Raw genomic sequence first — 18,408 nt, 5'->3', positions numbered from 1 at the left:
CGTGATCGGCAGCTACTTCCATTAGGCGCCAACCTCAAAAAAAGCCAAGAACTTGCGCATGATGGGCGACAAGGCGCCCGCGCGATGCGCTACCAGCACCCGGCTGGCCGCGTCGGGGCCGGCCAGCCGGCGGTACGCCACGCCCGGAATGCCGGTGCGTGAGTAAATCTCCGGCAGCACCGAGACCCCGGCACCGCTCGCCACCAAACCGATGATGGTCGTGGCCTCGCGCGCTTCCTGGCCGATGCGCGGCGCAAAGCCCGCGCGGTTGCACAGCGTGGTGACATGATCGAACAGCCCGCACCCCAGCCCTCGCGGGAACAGCAGAAAGGGCTGGGCGGACAGCGCGCCGATGTCGAGTTCACTGTCATCATCCGCTATCGCCAGCGCATGCGAGGCCGGCAACACGGCGACCAGGCGGTCGGCCAGCACCTCGTGCACGGTAATGCTGGCGGGCGGGTAGAACTGGGGCGAAGGGCGCAGGAAGCCAATCTCGATCTCTCCCTTCTCCAGTCCCTGCAACTGCTGCCCGGTGGACATATGCACCAGTTCCAGCATGGCACGTGGGTGGCCAAGGCGGAACTGCTGCACGGCGCGCGGGAAAACATTCTGCATGGGCACAGAGGCGGTGAAGRCCACCCGGATCTCGCCCGCCTCACCGGCGGCAACCTGCTTGACCACCTCGCGGGCCTGCTCCAAGTTGCCCAGTGCCGCCTTTGCCTTGTCGAGGAACAGCGTGCCCGCCGGCGTCAGCGCCACATGGTGGCGGGAGCGGTCGAGCAAGGGGCTGCCAAGTTCGTCTTCCAGTGCCTTGATCTGGGTGCTCAGCGGTGGCTGGCTGATATGGAGCTTGCGCGCGGCCTCGCTGAAGCTCAGCGCTTCGGCCACGGCGACGAAATAGCGGAGTTGGCGAAATTCCATCGGTTATATCGAAGTGCAATAACAAGCGGTTTGAAAACATATTAGACAGTATCACGACGGTTGGCCAAAATGCACGCAAACGAATGAAACCGGACCACAGGAGACAAGAATGCTGCGCCGACCTTACCTAGCCGGCTTGCTGGCCGCCGCGCTGTCGCTGGGCGCTGCCGCCACCAGCGCCGAGACCTACCCCGCCAAGCCCATCCGGCTGGTCGTGCCCTACGCGGCGGGCGGCGCTGTCGACATCGTGGCGCGTTCGGTTGGCCAGAAGATGAGCGTGCTGCTCAAGCAGCCCATCATTGTCGACAACCGCCCGGGCGCCAGCACCAATATCGGCATGGACGCGGTGTCCAAGGCCGCGCCGGATGGCTACACCATCATGATGGCCTCCAACAGCCTGGCCACCAATGCCGCGCTGTTTGCCAAGCTGCCGTTCGACCCGACCCGCGATTTCACGCCGGTGGCGCGCATTGGCCAGGCCTCGCTGGTGCTGGTGGTGCCGGCCAAATCCAGCGTGACCTCGCTCAAGGACCTGGTCTCCCAGGCGCAGGCGCAACCCGGCAAGCTCAGCTATGCCTCGGCCGGCAACGGCAGCTCCGGTCATCTCGCCGGCGAGTTGTTCAAGGAAGCGGCGCACATCGACGTGTTGCACGTGCCTTACAAGGGCGGCGCGCCAGCCATCACCGACCTGCTGGGCGAGCGCATCACGTTCATGCCGATTAACCCGCTCGAAGTCATCACGCATATCCGCGCCGGCACCCTGCGCGCCATCGCGGTGGCGAGCGACCAGCGTGCGCCGCTGCTGCCGGGTGTGCCAACCTCGCGCGAGCAAGGCCTGCCGGGCTTCACCGCTTCTGTCTGGTGGGGACTGGTGGCGCCGGCCAAGACGCCGCCCGCTGTCGTGCGTGAACTCAACACCGCTGCCAATACGGCGCTGGCCGACCCGGACGTGCGCAAGCAGCTCATGCAACTGGGTGTCACCATCCTGCCCGGCACCCCGGAAGCCTTCGGCCAGTTCGTGCGCAACGAAACCTCAACCTGGAACGGCGTGATCCGCAAGGCGGGTATCACGGCCGACTGAAGCCTTCGACGCGACCCAACGGAAATCCCCATGTCAGACATCCACGCCCAAGCGCAATCCCCGGCTCCAGCCGACGCGCAAGCCGACGCAAAGCGTCCCTCTATCCTGGTGGTCAGCGCGCATGCCGCCGATTTCGTCTGGCGCGCCGGCGGCGCCATCGCGCTGTATGCCGAGCGCGGCTACCACGTCAAGATCGTCTGCCTGTCCTTTGGCGAACGCGGCGAGTCGGCCAAGATGTGGCGCCAGCCGGGCATGACCATGGAGCGCGTCAAGGCCGCGCGGCTTGAGGAAGCGCAGCAGGCCGCCGACATCCTCGGCGCCACACTGGAGTGCTTCGACCTCGGCGATTACCCCCTGCGCGTGACCGACGCGGCGTTGCTGCGCCTTGCCGACCTCTACCGCGAACTGCGGCCGGAACTGGTGTTGAGCCATTCGCGCGAGGACATCTATAACTTCGACCATCCTCTCGCCACCCGTGTGGCGCAGGAAGCGCGCGTCATCGCCCAGGCGCATGGCTACAAGCCTGAAGTGCCCGTGATCGGCGCGCCGCCGGTATTCCTGTTCGAGCCGCACCAGCCCGAGCAGTGCAACTGGAAACCCGATTTGTTGCTCGACATTTCTTCCGTTTGGGAGAAGAAGCAGCGCGCTTTCGCCACCATGGCGGCGCAGGAGCACCTGTGGGAGTACTACACGCGGGTGGCGCTGCAGCGCGGCGCCCAGGCCACGCGCAATTCCGATCGCAGGGTGAAGTACGGCGAGGGCTATGCACGTGTGTTCCCGCAAGTATCGGAGAGCCTGGCATGAGGACCGTCGCCTATCGCAATATCCTGCGCGCCGCCGCCGCGGACATTGAGGTGCTGGGTGCCTCAGGCGTGGCCACTGTGCATGAGGCGCAGCGCCGCACGGGACTGATGAAGCCCTATCTGCGGCCGATACAGTCCGGCGTAGCGATGGCCGGCAGCGCCGTGACGGTGCTGATGCACCCGGGTGACAACTGGATGATCCACGTCGCGGTGGAGATGGTGCAGCCCGGGGACGTGCTGGTGGCGGCGCTGGTCAGCGACTGCACCGATGGCCTGTTCGGCGATCTGCTGGCGACCTCGCTCAAGGCGCGGGGCGCGCGTGGCCTGGTCATCGACGGCGGCGTACGCGATGTGGCCACGCTCAATGCCATGGGCTTCCCGGTCTGGTCGCGGGCGGTTTCCGCCCAGGGCGCGGTCAAGGAGACCGTCGGCGCGGTTAATGTCCCGGTGATCTGCGCTGGCGCCAACGTGCGGCCCGGCGACGTGATCGTGGCCGACGACGACGGCGTGGTGGTGGTGCCGCGCCCCCTGGCCGCCGAGACCGCACGCCGCGCCGCCGAGCGCGAGGCCATGGAAGCGGGCAAGCGGGCCACGCTGGCCGCCGGCGTGCTCGGCCTGGACATGTACAAGATGCGCGAGGCGCTGGCGGCCAAGGGACTGGCCTACTCGGATGAGACCGTGGACTGGTATAGCGGTTTCGACGAGGCCTGAGCCAGACGTCGCCCGGCGCGCCCGCATCTGGTATAAGCGACGCAGACAAGCATCCAGGCATCGCGGGGGAGCCAGATGGAACTGCGCCAGCTTCAGTATTTTGTCCGGGTGGTGGAACTCGGCAGCATGAGCCGCGCTGCGCTCGATCTCGATATGGTGCAGTCCGCCATGAGTCAGCAGATCAGCCGGCTGGAGAGCGAACTCTCGACCCGGCTGCTGCTCCGGACCACGCGCGGCGTCGCGGCCACCGAAGCCGGCCTGGCCTTCTTCCGCGAAGCCCGGCTGGCGCTGCGCCATGCCGAGCAGGCCACGCGCGCCGCCCATCATGCGCAGCTGTCCGGCACCGTCAGCGTGGGTTTGGCGCCTACTACCGCCTCGGTGATCGGCCTGCCACTGATGCGCGCCATGCGCGAGCGCTATCCGAATGTGCGCCTGCATACGGTAGAGAGCCTGTCCGGCCATCTCAGCGCCATGCTCAATGCCCGCCAGCTTGACCTCCTGGCACGGGCAATCTTCAATCCGCTGGTGGGACCAGCGCTGCCGGGTAGAGCACGCAACCAACCATGTCGAGCATTCGTTCTAGTGCGCTAACAGCCTTTGCCAGCGTCGTCACCCGGTTGGGGGGCTCGCCGGGAAACCTGATGAGTGCTGCGGGCATTCGGGAGGATGCGTGGCGAGAGCCTGGCAGCTTCGTGTCATTCGCAGCCTTCGCGCTGCTGCTGGAACTGGCCGCGGAATCGCTCGGCTGCGCCGACTTTGGACAATGGTTGGCTGACGGCCAAAGCGTGTTCACGCTAGGTCCACTCATCTTCATTGCCTTCGGTGGCTCCACTGCCTGCGAGGTCTTCCGTCGCCTGGATCGGTACCTCCACCACTATGTGACTGGCGTACGACCTATGCGATGCGCGGGGGGCAAGCGAGAGACGATGGAGATCAAACTGGTATTCCAAATGGAGCCTGCGTTCAGGTACGCACAGGCTGGCGAATTCCTCCTCGCGACCGCATACAAGATTGCGAGGCTGCTCGCGGGTCGCAGGGCTGACTCAGTGCGCGCGGTGGCACCTTCCCTACAGCGGTCCGGTGACGTCCCCGCGCGCGCCAGTGATGCTTCGTTGCCACTTCTTGCACGCAGCGGGGCTCACTACAGCCTGTTCGTGGACAGACGGATCCTGGGGTTGGAGGAGCCATATCGAAACAACAAATTCAAGGAGGCTCTCGCAGAGCACGTGGCCTCAATCTCGGTTGATCGGGAGCTTTGCTTTACCGATCAGGTGTCGGCCGTGATCCAGCACCTCTTGTCCACAGGGTACTGCACTCTCGCAGCGGTGTCCTCTTGCCTTGGCATGCACCCCCGTGGGCTGCAGAGAGCCTTGGCACTTCATGGCTCGCGGTTTGCCGATCTCTTGGCGGAAACAAGACGCGAGATGGCCCTGCGTTACGTGGCAGATGGGATACCCCAGTCGATCCAGGCGTCTCTGCTGGGATATCGCGAGAATGCTTCCCTCTATCGGGCACTAAGAGGTTGGCGCGGCGTCAGCCGCGATAGCGGTGCCCAATTCGATCATGTTACGACCGTTGTTGAAGATGTCCACGCCGATTGTCATCAAATGACACTTCCAATCGAAAGGCCCCTTGCGGAAACTGTGGGGCGCAGCGCGTTGAACCAGACCTTGTCCGTACGAGTTGTATCTCGTTGAGCCGAGGCGCCGCCTGCGTAGCGTCGATATCCCTATTGCTGCATCGCAGCTATACAGCGGCAAGCGGATCGGCGCTACTGTTTGATTGCGGACGGCTGCGGGGTAGCCGTCCGCAATCGCTTCGAATTGCCTGGATGATGAAGCTCGGAACTACAGTCGACGTGCATCGTCTTCGGCCCAGACGGGATGGGCTCGTGTAGAGCCGGCAGCGACAAATTTGAGGCGAACAATGATGCATGTGGCCGCACCCTCAAGCGCGCGCGGGCACCGATAATCATTAAGCGGTCCTCGTCCTGCGGGACACGTTGATGATGGGCGTGCGACCACGCTGTGGCGGCGTAAAGCAGGGAGATGGCGGCTATGCCGACTCGGATCGCGTTGGGAAAGCGTTGTCTTTGCATTAAGTTTCCTGGAGCGCAGGATTTAACTGCGTAGTGCAGTCGCAAAGACGGGACTAATCATATCCAAGCCACCCTTCGGCAGGGTAGTGCCGCGACCGGGCAGGCATACCGAATGGGTTGGCCCAGTAGTCTTCGCGGCGGCGCTGCCGGCCGCGGACGCACTGTGACCAAATGCCGGCTGTGCCAGAGGCTGAGTACCTTGCCCGCTTTGGGGCGATCTGCAGGATTTGCGCCAGTGGGACGGCGCCACGGAGCCACACAAATTCGGACACCCCGTCTCAGGTCAGAAACTCTCTGTATCCACCTCGCTGTTGCCCTGCGGATTGTACCGGCTGCCCACCACGGTTCGCTGGTTGATCAGTGACTCCAACCGGGCCATGTCATCTGCGCTGAGCTTCACATCGATTGCCCCGAGATCGTCCAGTAAGTGCGCCACGCTGGTGGTGCCAGGGATCGGAATGATGTTATTGCCACGATGCAACAGCCAAGCCAGCGAGAGCTGTGCCAGCGAGCAACCGACGTCGCGGGCAATGGCTTTGTAGCCGTCCAGCAGCGACAAGTTTGCGGCGTAAGCCTCGGGTGCAAAGCGCGGCATGGAGCGGCGGATGTCCTTGGCGTCGAGCGAGGCTACGTCGGTCAGTTCACCGCACAAAAAGCCGCGTGCCAGAGGGCTGAAGGCGACGAGGGCCACGCCAAGTTCGCGGCAGGTCTCTAGTACGGCGATTTCCGGGTTGCGCGTCCACAAGGAATATTCGGTCTGCAACGCGGTGATGGGATGCACGTTGTGGGCTTTGCGCAGCGTGTGTGCCGACACTTCCGATAGACCGATGGCACGGACATGGCCCTTGTGCACCAGATCGCTCAGGGCGCCCACGCTTTCCTCGATGGGTACTTTCTTGTCCCAGCGGTGCAGGTAGTACAGGTCAATCACGTCGGTACGCAGGCGCTTGAGCGCGGCTTCGCAGGTGGCCCGGATGGTCTGTGGGCGGCCGTCGATGACTCGCACGGGCTTGCCATCGCCATTGATGTCTACTCCGGTCATGCCGCACTTGCTGGCCAGGGTGAACTGGTTGCGGTGCTTGGACAGGACGTTGCCGACTAGCGTCTCATTTGCACCGAAGCCGTACAGGGCGGCCGTGTCAAAAAAATTGACGCCAGCATCCAGCGCGGTCAGCAGTACCTTTGCGGCTTGCTCGGGCGATGGTGGCACGCCGTAGGCGTGGCTCAGATTCATGCAGCCCAGACCGATGGAACTGACGTTGAAGGTGCCGAGTTTGCGTTGTTGCATTGGATGATCTTCTGAAAAAAGGTCCCGGCTTCGAGGATGAAGCCGTCAGTCTTGGTGGTTTGCCAATGTACCGGATTAGCTCGGGTACTGTCACCTTGTTACACTGACAGCCGAAGTGCGGCGAGAATATTGAATGGGCAGATCGATCAGGTCCCAGCGTTTATAGGGGGCGTCGTAGGCGTCTGGCGAGGCAGTTTCCAGGAGGTGACCGATGCCTCCGATCTGTCGCTGTAAGCGTTCGGTAGCATGTAGCGGTCTTGAGTTCAGCGCCATGAGCCTGCCACGAATCCGGAAATTGCGAAGGTCCTCAAGCGCTTGCACTACCCGCTGGAAGTGATGCTGACCTGCGTGCGCTGGTATGTGGCCTACCCGCTCAGCCGGCGTCACCTTGAGCAGATGAGGCCGAGCGCGGCATCGTAGTGGATCATTCCACCAGTGCATCACTGGGCGATCAAACTACCGCCGGCGCTGCACCAGGTATTCGCAACGGCTCTCGCTTCCAGTTCGGTAGCAACGCCGATTTTCGCGATGGACATCGTCATGACAGCTTAGCGACTGTATTTGCCAATCATGCTTTGACCACCGAGCGCGTGCCCCTTGAGTGCCGACATGAGTTCGTCCCTGGTCAGCCCAGGCGGCAGTGCGGACGGCGCGAGATCCGTTGCGACCACGGTCAAGGTGTAATGGTGTGCTGCGTCACCCGCCGGCGGGCAGGGCCCGCGATACACGACCTCGCCCCTGACGTTCTTGCCAATGGTGGCGCCATGTCCGTCGGTCTGGCCTTCGCCCTCCTTGAGCTGCCCGCGATCGGCGGCGATGTTGTACGCAACCCAATGTGAAACTCCAAGCCCCATCGCGCCGTCGGGATCGGAAAGCAGCACGGCAACCGACTTGGTACCGGCAGGCAGGTTCGACCAGGACACCTGTGGAGAAACGCCCTTGCCGCCGCAATCGGACGTATTGTTGCCATGCAGCACAGGAATCGTCGCGCCATCCGCGAACGACGCGGAAGACACCTGCATGCCTGCCGCCTGCGCGATGCCCATACCGACAAAAAGCAATGCGCCTGCCAGCGGCGCGAAGCCAGTCTTAGCCTGTTTCATTCGTACATCCTCGTATGCAATGAGTGGAATGTATGCCGAGCGCGCCAGGCAAGTGCGGCTGTACCCTCTAGCATTCGCGATTGCCAGCACGGTGATTCCGGATTTACCTTGGACCAAATCGCGCGCAATGCACTTAATGTGTACGGACGATGCTGCGCGATGTCATTAGATATAACGTTAAAAATATAACGACCGGGGATCTGGAGTATCGGCCACGGGGCTTTATCCCGCATGGCTTCGGGCCTCGAGGACATCTCGCACTTCTGGATTCACGCAGGTCGAGGTAATACGGCCGGCGAGTGCGTCGAGCAGGTTGCGGGCCGCACGCAACGCCATCGCGTCGCGTGTCTGTTGTGTAGCCGAGCCGATATGCGGCAGGGCGACGACGTTCGGCATTGTCAACAGCGGCGAGTCCAGTGGCAGCGGTTCGCGCTCGAACACGTCGAGTCCGGCGCCGAGGATGCGACGTTCCCGCAGCGCCTCGATGAGCGCGGCTTCGTCGACCACCTGGCCGCGCGCGCAGTTGACGAGGATCGCCGTTCGCTTCATCAGGCGGAGCTCTGCCGCGCCGATCAGCCGCTCGGTCGCGGCGGACAACGGCACCAGCAGGCACACGAAATCGGCCTGCGCAAGCAGTTCCGGCAACGTGCGCCATTGCGCACCGTAGGCTTCTTCCGCTTCGTGATTGCGTGTGCGATTGCAATACAGCACGTCCATTCCGAAACCCAGCGCCGCACGTCGCGCGAGGGCGCAGCCGATGCGTCCGAGCCCGACGATGCCGAGCGCCTTGTGATGAACGTCGACGCCGAACTGAGCCGCTCCGACCGACGCACGCCATTCGCCGCGCCGCGTCCATTCGGCGAGTTCGACGACACGCCGCGCGCTCGCGAGCAGCAGGGTGAACGCGAGATCCGCGGTAGTTTCAGTCAATTCGTCGGGCGTGTTGTTGAGGATGATGCCGCGCCGCGTCAGGTCCTCGACATCGAATGCATCGAATCCGGCGGAAATGGTCGATGCCGCTTCCAGAAATCGTGCGGCGTCAAGCAGCTCCGGCGTGATCTTCATGTTGTTGCCGAGGATGCCGTGTGCCCGCGCGAGCGCTTCGATCAACGGCGCGCGGCTTGCGGCAGCGACCTGTTCGACCTCGGTCACGTCATGTTGTTCGCGCAACAGCGCGAGCACGCTCCGCGGCACGTTCCGGTACACGACGATTCGTTTTCTCATCGGGGGTTCCTCTGAGCGCCGGTGATATTCAAGCAGCGGCACATAAATTAATAGGGAAGCGGAATATGAAATTCCGGGAAGCAGCCGCCAAAAGTTGCACGAGAAGTACGCATCTCACCAGAAGCGATTCAGGTCGGCCAGCACGTCGGCCAAATCGTTGGTAACCGGAGGGCTGAGTGTGGGCGCCATTAGCGAAAATAGTGATCCTCAACTTTACCCCGTACCCATCTGCCAAAACGCTGTCCCAACCTGTGCCTTGGGGGCGCCAAGCGACATGGCCAGCAGCCACTTGCTGTATGCGCTCTGCGTCGATTCGCGAGGGGCCGTAGATCTCTCGCCTAGCCTGTCGCTCATGCCGCGAGCTGGTAAGCACGCATCCCCGGCATGTCCGTCTTTGGTGGAAAGACGTTCCACGACCCGTCATCGTGCCGGAAGAAAACGATCGTCACCCATCCTTCTGGCCGCAACGTGCCAATGCGCACGTAGCGCCTTCGATCCGAAGGCGCGCGACTGAACTCGATCACACGCAACGCCGCACCAGGCCCGAACCACTTGCCGGCCTGCACACGCACGGACTTTTTGCCGGTATGCATATCCTTCTCCTTCTCCTTCTCCTTCTCCTTCAACCACTCGCTTTTGTTGGCGCAGCTTCGTTTCGCGCGCCGTTTGCTATATCCTCAAGGCGTCCGCTGCGCGGTGCGGCGACTGGCCACGATAGGATTCGAGGAAACGGCAGCGAAACACCCGCTGTCAGGCACTCGAACGCACGGAGTGGTAGTCCCCGTCACCTTGGACAAGAACCGGCCTGTTACCAATTTCGGCCCGTGCACGCGTTGCAGCCATTCCGCGATCTGGCCCGGTAGCTGCGCCTCATCGGACCAGCACGCGAATCGTCCTGGCTTCCGGATTGATTTCGATCTTGGCGCCATGCGGAATTTGCGCCGTGCTGTCTGTATCTAAACCTGCCAGCATCGTCACGTCCCCCAGCGCCGCTCCCTCTGCGAGGACTGTGTTGACAGTATTGAGCACGATCTCCAGCGGCGCCATATCGCGCGACTGCATTTCGTGCAGCAGCCACAAGGTTGCGACACCACCCTTCGCCGTATCGAGCACGAGAATCTTATCGAACGACTCGCCAGCGATCTATTGCGCGGGGCGAGAGAAAACGCCACGCAGACGATTCAGCTCAGTTCTGTTTTGGGATATGCGCGGATTCGATGACGCCGCCCCATTTCTTCTGCTCGCTGGCGACGAATCGCACGAACTCTTCGCGGGTGCCGGTGCCTACCGATGCGTTGGCGTCGGTCAGCTCCTTGCGCAAGGCGTCGGACTTCAGCACTTTCTCCAGCGCGGCGCTCACCCGGTCGACGATCGGCTGTGGCGTGCCCTTGGGGAATACCAGACCGCCCCACGAGACGTTCTCGTAGCCTTTCAGTCCGGACTCGTCCAGGGTCGGCAGATTGGGATAGAGCGGAATACGCTCGCGGCTGGTGATCGCCAGCGCGCGCAGCTTGCCGCTTTTGACGAGCGGCCAGGCGACCGAGGCATTGGTAAACGTGTAGTCAAGCCGGCCGCCGGCGAGGTCGGTGAGGGACGGCGGATCGCCGTTGTACGGGATGAACAACACGTCGATGCCGGCCATCTTCTTGAATAGCTCGCCGCCCATGTGGCCACTGCTGCCGGTACCGGCCGCGGCGTATGACAGCTTGCCGGGCTCCTTCTTGGCCAGCGCAATCAGTTCGGCGACGTTCTTGATCGGGGAGTCGCCACGAACCACGAGCAGGTTGTAGATCGAGAACATGCGGCCCACGGGCACAAAGTCCCGTTGCACATCATAGGGAAGCTTGCTGAACAGGCCGGGGTTGACGGCCAGGGTGTTGATGTTGCCATAGCCAATCGTGTACCCGTCCGGCGCAGCGCGCTTGACCATCGCCATGCCGATGTTGCCTGCGGCGCCCGGGCGATTGTCGACGACGAAATTGGCGTTGGTCGCTCTCGCGAGGTGACTCAGGACGATACGGCTTAGTACGTCGCCCGATCCACCGGCAGCAGAGGGGACGATCACGGTGACTGGCTTATGGGGCCATGGGTCCTCCGCCGCCTGGACGGACGAGGTGAGACTGCAGGCCGCACCAAAGGCGAGTGCAGCGAAGGCGGTGGTGAATCGCTTGATGCGATCTCCGAGGGAACAGTGAGTGTGGCGTTCGAATTTCATGATTTTTCCTAAAGTCTTTCCCTGCCATTGCTCATGACAAGCAAGAGGTCTGGGCAATGATTCACTCGTTTGCGTGTCAGGATTGGCCGCCTCCCTTTGCGATTGAACGCGCCTGCACCGGCTGATCGATGCGGGAGCTACAACGGCTGCCCGCGCTGGCCAAGCCTGCCGGAGTGACGACGCGTACGTCGCCGCGCAACTCACCAGCCATGGAAACGCTCCCAGGTCGTGAGCTTTCCGCCCTCAGCGAGCGCTCGGTACTCGGGGAACTGCGCTCCTGTTGCGCAGGCGTGATTCGGAAGAATGCGTAGGCGCGTGCCTACGGGAAAGCGATGGGAGACGTCCGCATCAGGTTCACCTTCGCGCGACACGATGCCGTGCTCCTGGTTAGCGCCACTCAGCAGGTAGCCTGGCAACACCGTGCCGTCTATCGTGCAGACCTGCCCATATCCATAGTCCTGCTTCTGCTTCTGGGTTCCGCGATCGCGGCTCATGGCCATCCACCCTGCGTCCACGATGATCCAACCCTTATCGCTCTGATGACCGATCACCGTCGTCAGTACACTAAGCGCGATCTCATCCGTGGTGCAGACACCAATGTTGTTCATCACCAGGTCAAAGAGAACATAGACGCCGGCCCGCACCTCGGTCACCCCCTGGAGCTGCTCGGCGGCAAGTGCCGTCGGGGTCGAGCCGACACTGACCCCCGGGCATGGAAGGCCCGCCGCGCGCAGACGCTCCGCCGCACGCACGCAGCCGACGCGTTCGCGCTCGGCCAAGGCCGTCAACGCCTCAGGCGTATCAAGCTCGTAGCTCGAGCCAGCGTGAGTCAACACGCCACCAAGGCGCATACCCCCGTTATGCAATACGCGGCCGACCTCCAACAGCGCTGAGTCTTCAGGCTGGATGCCCGAGCGGTGGCCATCCGTGTCGATCTCGATCCACACCTCGAAGGCCTCACAGTTCGCTCTGCCGAAGTCGGCAATCGCCTGAGCCGACGCCATGCCGTCGGTGAGTATCTTCAAGTTGCAGCCGCGCCGGCGCAATGCCAGCGCCTGAGGAAGCCGGTGCGGTGCCATGCCAACCGCGTAGAAGATGTCGGTGACACCCGCGGCCAGGAATTGCTCGGCTTCCTTGAGCGTGGAGACAGTGATTCCATGCGCTCCGGCCGCGAGCTGGGCGCGCACGACAGGCGTGCATTTGCTGGTCTTTACATGCGGTCGAAACCGCACGCCCAGCTTTTCCATGCGCTGCTGCATCCGATCGATGTTGTGCTGCATGCGCTCCAAGTCAATAATCGCTGCAGGGGTGTCAACGGTGTGAAGGGAGAAGTACATGTCGAACGAGAAGGAAAATCGGTTGCAGGCTGGTGGGTCACGGGAATGCGCGCCTGTAAAGAGCCCAAGTCCTCCGTCGCGGTGTCGGCGAGCGGTGAAGGTGAGACCGGTGCGTATGTAGCCACTGTAGTCAGCCAAGCCATCTCCGTGGTTAAATGCCTGGAAATCTATTGTTAAGCTGAATTGAATGATCCGCATCGAGGTCCTGAGCCAATCATCGGCTTGGATTTATCCCGCCGACACCAGAGCCAGGTTCTCAGGGTGCTGGTTCAACCGATTTCGTCATAATGTTGGGGAAGCTTCGCAAGCCTGCTTTTGGTATGGTTCTGGACTGCCTATGGGCGGTATTCGTGGTTGTGCGGCTTCTAAAAATTTCGGCCATACTGCCCCCCACGTCACTGCCTGGAGGCAAATAAATGGGGTTCGAATTCAACGGTAAGCGCGTCGTCGTCGCTGGTGGCTCGCGTGGCATCGGCCGCAGCATTGCGCTCGGGTTCGCGCAGGCTGGCGCTGCAGTGTCGGTCTGCGCACGCAATCTGGAAGGATTGAAAGCCATCGAGGCCGAGCTGGACGTTTATGGCCATCTGGCCCATACCGCACCTTGCGATCTCGCTGAAGGCGAGGCGATCAGTGCTTACATTGCAGCAGCCGGCGAAGCGCTTGGTGGCATCGACATTTTGATCAACAACGCGTCGGGTTTCGGAGGCGGGGATACCGAAGCCGGCTGGGAGGCCGGCATCCAGGTCGACCTGTTGGCAACGGTGCGCGCAGGGCATGCCGCACTGCCATTCTTGCGCCTGTCGGCCAACGCCGCCATCGTCAATGTGACGTCCATCTCGGCGCTTCGACCGTCGTCACGTACCCCGTCTTACGCGGCGATCAAGGCGGCGGTCATGCACTATACGGCGTCCCATGCGTTGACACTCGCGCCGGATCGGATCCGTGTCAACGCGGTTGCGCCAGGCTCGATCGAATTTCCCGGCGGATCGTGGGAACAGCGCAAGACTTCCGATCCCATGCTGTATGAGCGGATACTGCGTTCGGTTCCGTTCGGCAGGCTCGGGACGCCAGGCGAGGTCGCTAGCGCGGTGCTATTTCTCGCCAGCTCGCACGCAGGCTGGATCACCGGCCAGACCTTGGTGGTCGATGGCGGCCAGGTGTTGACGTAAGCGCAAATACGCACACGGGGGGCGGGAAAGGGCTCGCCGCGGAATGGAGCACTCCTGCTGCGAGCAGCACAAGCAGTCACCGTCGGGATCCTGGAACCGGATTCCGCGATTTACGGATTCATGGCGGTCTTACGGCTCTGAATTCAACATCGTCACATACTGCTGAATGCCAACTGCGATAGATCCCTCTGGCTTCGCTCGTTCGCTCCAGCCGGCCTCCCCGGGTTGGCTGAGCGCCATCGCAGATCGTCGGCTAGTCGGGATAGAGACGCCTCTCCTTCGGCAATTGCCGAGTTGTCCGTAACGCACCGCACCCGCACCCGCACCCTCGCGCCTGCCGGTCGCGGGTGTTTTTTGGGCGCTGAGCAAAACTGGTACTTTCGCACTGTCCCCGGTGGCTCACTGCGATGTTTGCCTCTATTGTGCGTCTACGCAGTATCAATCGTAGCTACTTACGGTCGCAAGTCCTGGAGCTTGCCAGTCGAGCATCTTGCTGACTTCGTCAAGAGCACGCCCCGCAAGCAGTTGGCGCCGGCAGGAGGGGACCGTAGGCTGTGGGTAAGAAATTTGACTTGTTAGACATTCGACTTCCCACAAGAACAGCGACCCTTCGGTAACGGTTTGCGTGCGACGGACCGCCGCAGATCTGAATCCAGGCTGTCTCAAGTAGATGCCTTCGGCACGGATAACCAGCGCTAGCAGCCCGCTGACTCGCGCGGCCGGGCGGCGCCAAAACCAAAATAATTTTTTTGTTAATCGATCTGACGATCGCTTTTTTCTGTTCGCCGTCTCCGTCAAACTCCGTGACCCGGGGTGCTGGCTCCGACGAACGCGTGCCTGACGTTGGCGTGCTCCGGGCTCTCGGCCTTCGCCGCCGGATAGCTGCGCGACTGATCGGGGATGATTTCGTGGGCTTGTCAGGACAAACTGCCAGCACGCGATCGTATCGTACCCTGGACGTAATGGCCTGCGCGCGCTGATGGCCAACCTCGCGGCGCGCGGTTTGCTCGATAACGCGCTGCTTTAGACAAACACAAACGCGCGCGAGACGTGCGCAATGCATAAAAGACGAAGCTGCCACCTGCGGCCTCGTACTGGAGATGAATGATGCAAGTTGAACACGTCACAGATGGTGCGCTGGCGAGCGCGGTGCGCAAGGCACGCCTGCGCCTCACGCCGTTCCTCGCCCTGATGTTTGCGCTGTCCATGCTCGACCGGTCAAACGTCGGCTTCGTCAAGCAGGCCCTTCAGGTCGATTCGAATATCGGAAATGCGGCATTTGCGCTTGGCGCGGGGATCTTCTTCATCGGCTATGCGGTGTTCGAGATCCCGAGCAACCTGATGCTGCATCGGGTCGGCGCAAAGGTCTGGTTGAGCCGGATCATGGTGACCTGGGGCCTGGCATCCGCCGCGATGATGTTCGCGCACGACGAGACCTCGTTCTACGTGCTGCGCTTCATCCTGGGTGTGGCGGAGGCAGGCTTTTCGCCCGGCGTGATCCTTTACTCGACCTACTGGTTCCCGGCGCGCGAGCGCGGCAAGGCGCTTGGCGTCTATTATTTCGGCTTGCCAGTGGCGCTCGTCCTTGGCAGCCCGCTGTCCGGCTTCCTGCTGGAAGTCATGGGCGGGCAACTGGGGCTGCGCAACTGGCAGTGGATGTTCATCATCGAAGGCCTTGCGGCGTCGATTGCCGGCATCATCGCGTTCTTCTACCTGGTCAGCAAACCGCGCGACGCCAAGTGGCTCACATCCGGCGAGAAACGTGCCCTTGAGGCAGCCATCGCTGCCGAAGACCGTGAAAAGATTGCGCATGGCCCAGCTACTGCGCTACGTGCGCTGCGCAACTGGCAGGTGCTGCGTTTCGTCGCGATTTACTTCGCGATCCAAGTCAGTGTTTACGGCGTTATCTTCTATCTCCCAACACGGATTTCCGAGCTGACGGGCACGGCGATCGGTTCGACGGTTGGCCTTCTCACCGCCATTCCCTGGCTATGTGCGCTGATCGCCCTGCGCTTCATCGCGGGCATGGCGGATGCCAAGGGCAAGCACCGGCAATTTGCCATTGCCATGTTGGCGATGGCGGCCGCGGGCATCGCGCTCTCGACGCTTGGCCAGCACCTTGCGCCGGTGCTCATCGCCTTTTGTATCGCGACGGTAGGCTTTGTCGTTGTCCAGCCGCTCTTCTGGACCCTTCCTACCGCGTATCTGAGCGGCACCGCCGCGGCGAGCGGCATCGCGTTGATCGGTGCGCTCGGCAATCTCGGCGGCTTTATCGCACCGACTTTGAAGACCGCTGTGGAGGCACTCTTTCACAGCCAGCAGGCAGGGATGCTTGCCCTGGCGTCCGCGGGAGTGGTCGGCGTGTTGCTCCTGTTAAGCATTGGCGCGCATGCACGCCGCGCGTCGGCAGTGCCGTTCAGTTCGTCCAGGACGGTATCCCGCTAGTGCCCTGCATCTGAGATGCGTTGAAGAAGTAAGCGTGCCGAAAAGGGCATGAAGGTTGCAGCAAGAATTTCACGATGGATAACGAAATGACAGGAACTACCGCAGCGGCCCCGGAGCCCGTCGTACGCTTGCACCCGATCGACGATGTCGTCATCGCGCGGAACCAGTTGGTTTCAGGCGTGCAAATCGGCGCGGGCCTTCTCGTACGCGGATTGGTTCCGGCAGGCCACAAGCTCRCCGTGCGCGGTATCGCCTCCGGCACGCCCGTGCGGCGCTATGGGCAGATCATCGGCTTCGCGACGCGGGGCATCGACGCAGGCGAGCATGTCCACACGCACAATCTCGCTATGGGCGAATTCGAGCGGGACTATGCCTTCGGCACCGACGCGGGGCCGTCGCGGGCCGCCGCGCCGTGTGCGCAATTCATGGGCATCTTGCGCGCCGACGGGCGTGTCGCGACGCGCAACTATATCGGTATCCTAACGTCGGTCAATTGCTCGGCAACGGCCGCTCGCGCCGTCGCCGACTACTTTCGCCGCGACATCCATCCGGAAGCGCTGGCGGCGTACCCCAACGTGGATGGCGTGGTCGCCCTGACGCACGGGCAGGGCTGCGCGATCGACGCGGAAGGCGAGGGCCTGGACTTGATCCGGCGCACCCTTGGCGGCTACGCGCGGCATCCGAACTTTGCCGCGGTGCTGATTGTTGGCCTGGGTTGCGAGACCAATCAGATTGATGGACTGATGGAGCGCCAAGGCCTGGCGCCTGGTGCCGCGCTGCGGACGATGACAATCCAGGCGCTGGGCGGGACGGCGCGCACGGTAGCGGCTGGCATCGAGCAGGTAAAGGCGATGTTGCCCGCAGCCAACAACGTGCGGCGCGAGCCGGTCGATGCCAGCCATCTGGTGGTCGGACTGCAATGCGGCGGGTCCGATGGCTATTCCGGCATCAGCGCGAATCCGGCACTCGGCGCGGCGGTCGATCGGCTGATGGCGCATGGCGGTACAGCGATCCTTTCCGAAACCCCCGAGATCTATGGCGCGGAACATCTACTGACACGCCGCGCGGTGTCGCGCGAGGTTGGCGAAAAACTCATCGAGCGGATCCGTTGGTGGGAGGCCTATTGCGCGCGCATGAATGCCAATATGAACAATAATCCCTCGGCGGGTAACAAGGCGGGGGGACTCACGACAATCCTCGAGAAATCGCTCGGCGCGGTAGCGAAAGGGGGAACGACGAATCTTGTCGACGTATACCGGTACGCCGAGAGGGTCCATGCCCGCGGCCTGGTTTTCATGGATACCCCCGGTTACGATCCGGTGTCGGCAACCGGCCAGGTCGCGGGCGGTGCCAACCTGATCTGCTTTACAACCGGGCGCGGATCCGCTTACGGTTGCGCGCCGTCGCCATCATTGAAACTCGGTACCAACACCGCGTTATGGCTGCGACAGGAGGAGGACATCGATATCAACTGTGGGTCGGTCCTCGACGGCACACGATCCATCGATGAACTCGGGGAAGAAATTTTTCAGCTAATGCTCGCCACGGCTTCAGGCCATGCGTCCAAGAGTGAGATGCACGGGTACGGCCAGAATGAGTTCGTGCCTTGGCACATTGGCGCTGTTACGTAGGCGTTGCGTAGGGGGACGCGGCGGTGCGCGACGAGAAYGCGTCCYTGCAGRCGGCGATGCCSTACCTGATCCGCAGCGCSTTCGYSCAGTTTCCGGKCGAGAGCGGSCGSTCCCGGCGGGTGACATTGCCGCTGGAYCCGRATGACAAATGACGATCAGACCGAAGGAGGAGRCWRGGCATTGCCCGYGCGCGGGTARAAACTGAATTGCCCGGCGAAAGGCCYTAAAACYCYGGATGCACCTCTGGGAGGGGCTTCGCGCCGGGCTTGCGTGAGCTAGAATGACGGCTCGATTTTTCGGCCCGAGCCGCCGGCGCCCGTTTTTGAAAGCTGCAATGGAAGATTCCGGCAAGCACGCCGGATACGACCTGCGTGGCCCCGGC

15 protein-coding genes and 3 pseudogenes are annotated in these 18,408 nt (G+C 62.6%); 9 read left to right on the top strand and 9 right to left on the bottom strand.

Annotation, left to right across the window (positions count from 1 at the left end; translation table 11 throughout):
- Nucleotides 1–21: 21 nt before the first annotated feature.
- On the bottom strand, nucleotides 22–921 hold the full coding sequence (locus AC1DN0_RS05735) for a LysR family transcriptional regulator (RefSeq protein WP_477145592.1): 900 nt from the start codon (nucleotides 919–921) through the stop codon (nucleotides 22–24).
- A 109-nt stretch (nucleotides 922–1,030) separates the two neighbouring features.
- Between AC1DN0_RS05735 and AC1DN0_RS05730 the strand changes: the two genes are divergently transcribed.
- The 5 genes and pseudogenes from AC1DN0_RS05730 to AC1DN0_RS05710 all read left to right on the top strand — a co-directional run bounded on the left by AC1DN0_RS05730 (nucleotide 1,031) and on the right by AC1DN0_RS05710 (nucleotide 5,213).
- Complete coding sequence (locus AC1DN0_RS05730) at nucleotides 1,031–2,002, top strand: tripartite tricarboxylate transporter substrate binding protein (RefSeq protein WP_441633014.1); 972 nt, start codon at nucleotides 1,031–1,033, stop codon at nucleotides 2,000–2,002.
- 30 nt (nucleotides 2,003–2,032) lie between these two features.
- Complete coding sequence (locus AC1DN0_RS05725; protein ID WP_441633016.1) at nucleotides 2,033–2,806, top strand: PIG-L deacetylase family protein; 774 nt, start codon at nucleotides 2,033–2,035, stop codon at nucleotides 2,804–2,806.
- Complete coding sequence (locus AC1DN0_RS05720; protein ID WP_441633018.1) at nucleotides 2,803–3,516, top strand: 4-carboxy-4-hydroxy-2-oxoadipate aldolase/oxaloacetate decarboxylase; 714 nt, start codon at nucleotides 2,803–2,805, stop codon at nucleotides 3,514–3,516. The genes AC1DN0_RS05725 and AC1DN0_RS05720 overlap by 4 nt, the downstream gene beginning before the upstream one ends.
- Before the next feature lie 75 nt (nucleotides 3,517–3,591).
- A pseudogene (locus AC1DN0_RS05715) lies at nucleotides 3,592–4,014 on the top strand (LysR family transcriptional regulator); the annotation flags it as partial.
- Between the two features lie 65 nt (nucleotides 4,015–4,079).
- On the top strand, nucleotides 4,080–5,213 hold the full coding sequence (locus AC1DN0_RS05710; protein ID WP_477112042.1) for an AraC family transcriptional regulator ligand-binding domain-containing protein: 1,134 nt from the start codon (nucleotides 4,080–4,082) through the stop codon (nucleotides 5,211–5,213).
- Between the two features lie 684 nt (nucleotides 5,214–5,897).
- Here AC1DN0_RS05710 and AC1DN0_RS05705 read toward each other — a convergent pair.
- Entirely contained in the window at nucleotides 5,898–6,902 is a 1,005-nt protein-coding gene (locus tag AC1DN0_RS05705; protein WP_477112041.1) for an aldo/keto reductase, read from the bottom strand.
- 336 nt (nucleotides 6,903–7,238) lie between these two features.
- Here AC1DN0_RS05705 and AC1DN0_RS05700 point away from each other — a divergent pair.
- A pseudogene (locus tag AC1DN0_RS05700) lies at nucleotides 7,239–7,385 on the top strand (IS6 family transposase); the annotation flags it as partial.
- A 65-nt stretch (nucleotides 7,386–7,450) separates the two neighbouring features.
- On the opposite strand, the gene AC1DN0_RS05695 reads toward AC1DN0_RS05700, so the two are convergent.
- From AC1DN0_RS05695 to AC1DN0_RS05670, 6 genes are all read right to left on the bottom strand, one after another.
- Complete coding sequence (locus AC1DN0_RS05695) at nucleotides 7,451–8,005, bottom strand: YbhB/YbcL family Raf kinase inhibitor-like protein (RefSeq protein WP_477112040.1); 555 nt, start codon at nucleotides 8,003–8,005, stop codon at nucleotides 7,451–7,453.
- 222 nt (nucleotides 8,006–8,227) lie between these two features.
- On the bottom strand, nucleotides 8,228–9,229 hold the full coding sequence (locus AC1DN0_RS05690; RefSeq protein ID WP_477112039.1) for a 2-hydroxyacid dehydrogenase: 1,002 nt from the start codon (nucleotides 9,227–9,229) through the stop codon (nucleotides 8,228–8,230).
- Between the two features lie 350 nt (nucleotides 9,230–9,579).
- The gene (locus AC1DN0_RS05685) at nucleotides 9,580–9,822 is read right to left on the bottom strand and encodes a hypothetical protein (protein WP_477143876.1); all 243 of its coding nucleotides are present in this window, start codon (nucleotides 9,820–9,822) and stop codon (nucleotides 9,580–9,582) included.
- Nucleotides 9,823–10,099: 277 nt separating this feature from the next.
- Nucleotides 10,100–10,342 (bottom strand): aconitase X swivel domain-containing protein, encoded by a 243-nt coding sequence (locus AC1DN0_RS05680; RefSeq protein ID WP_477112037.1) that lies wholly within the window; start codon nucleotides 10,340–10,342, stop codon nucleotides 10,100–10,102.
- A 73-nt stretch (nucleotides 10,343–10,415) separates the two neighbouring features.
- Nucleotides 10,416–11,444, bottom strand: a complete 1,029-nt coding sequence (locus AC1DN0_RS05675) for a Bug family tripartite tricarboxylate transporter substrate binding protein (protein WP_477111348.1) — start codon at nucleotides 11,442–11,444, stop codon at nucleotides 10,416–10,418.
- Between the two features lie 200 nt (nucleotides 11,445–11,644).
- Nucleotides 11,645–12,979, bottom strand: coding sequence for a DSD1 family PLP-dependent enzyme (locus tag AC1DN0_RS05670; RefSeq protein WP_477143877.1), 1,335 nt, complete (start codon nucleotides 12,977–12,979; stop codon nucleotides 11,645–11,647).
- A 218-nt stretch (nucleotides 12,980–13,197) separates the two neighbouring features.
- Between AC1DN0_RS05670 and AC1DN0_RS05665 the strand changes: the two genes are divergently transcribed.
- Nucleotides 13,198–13,950 carry an SDR family NAD(P)-dependent oxidoreductase gene (locus AC1DN0_RS05665; protein WP_477112183.1) on the top strand — a complete coding sequence of 251 codons (753 nt, stop codon included), beginning with the start codon at nucleotides 13,198–13,200 and terminating at the stop codon, nucleotides 13,948–13,950.
- Between the two features lie 815 nt (nucleotides 13,951–14,765).
- Here AC1DN0_RS05665 and AC1DN0_RS05660 read toward each other — a convergent pair.
- Nucleotides 14,766–14,896 (bottom strand): annotated as a pseudogene (locus AC1DN0_RS05660) (IS6 family transposase); the annotation flags it as partial.
- A 161-nt stretch (nucleotides 14,897–15,057) separates the two neighbouring features.
- Between AC1DN0_RS05660 and AC1DN0_RS05655 the strand changes: the two are divergent.
- Together AC1DN0_RS05655 and AC1DN0_RS05650 are read left to right on the top strand one after the other, a co-directional pair.
- The gene (locus AC1DN0_RS05655; protein ID WP_477112185.1) at nucleotides 15,058–16,395 is read left to right on the top strand and encodes an MFS transporter; all 1,338 of its coding nucleotides are present in this window, start codon (nucleotides 15,058–15,060) and stop codon (nucleotides 16,393–16,395) included.
- 86 nt (nucleotides 16,396–16,481) lie between these two features.
- Complete coding sequence (locus tag AC1DN0_RS05650; RefSeq protein WP_477145602.1) at nucleotides 16,482–18,026, top strand: UxaA family hydrolase; 1,545 nt, start codon at nucleotides 16,482–16,484, stop codon at nucleotides 18,024–18,026.
- Nucleotides 18,027–18,408: the final 382 nt, after the last annotated feature.

The sequence above is a fragment of the Cupriavidus sp. 05N39 genome, assembly GCF_056397325.1.
Note: the sequence above shows the minus strand (reverse complement) of the source record. Positions and strands in the feature narration are given on the sequence as shown.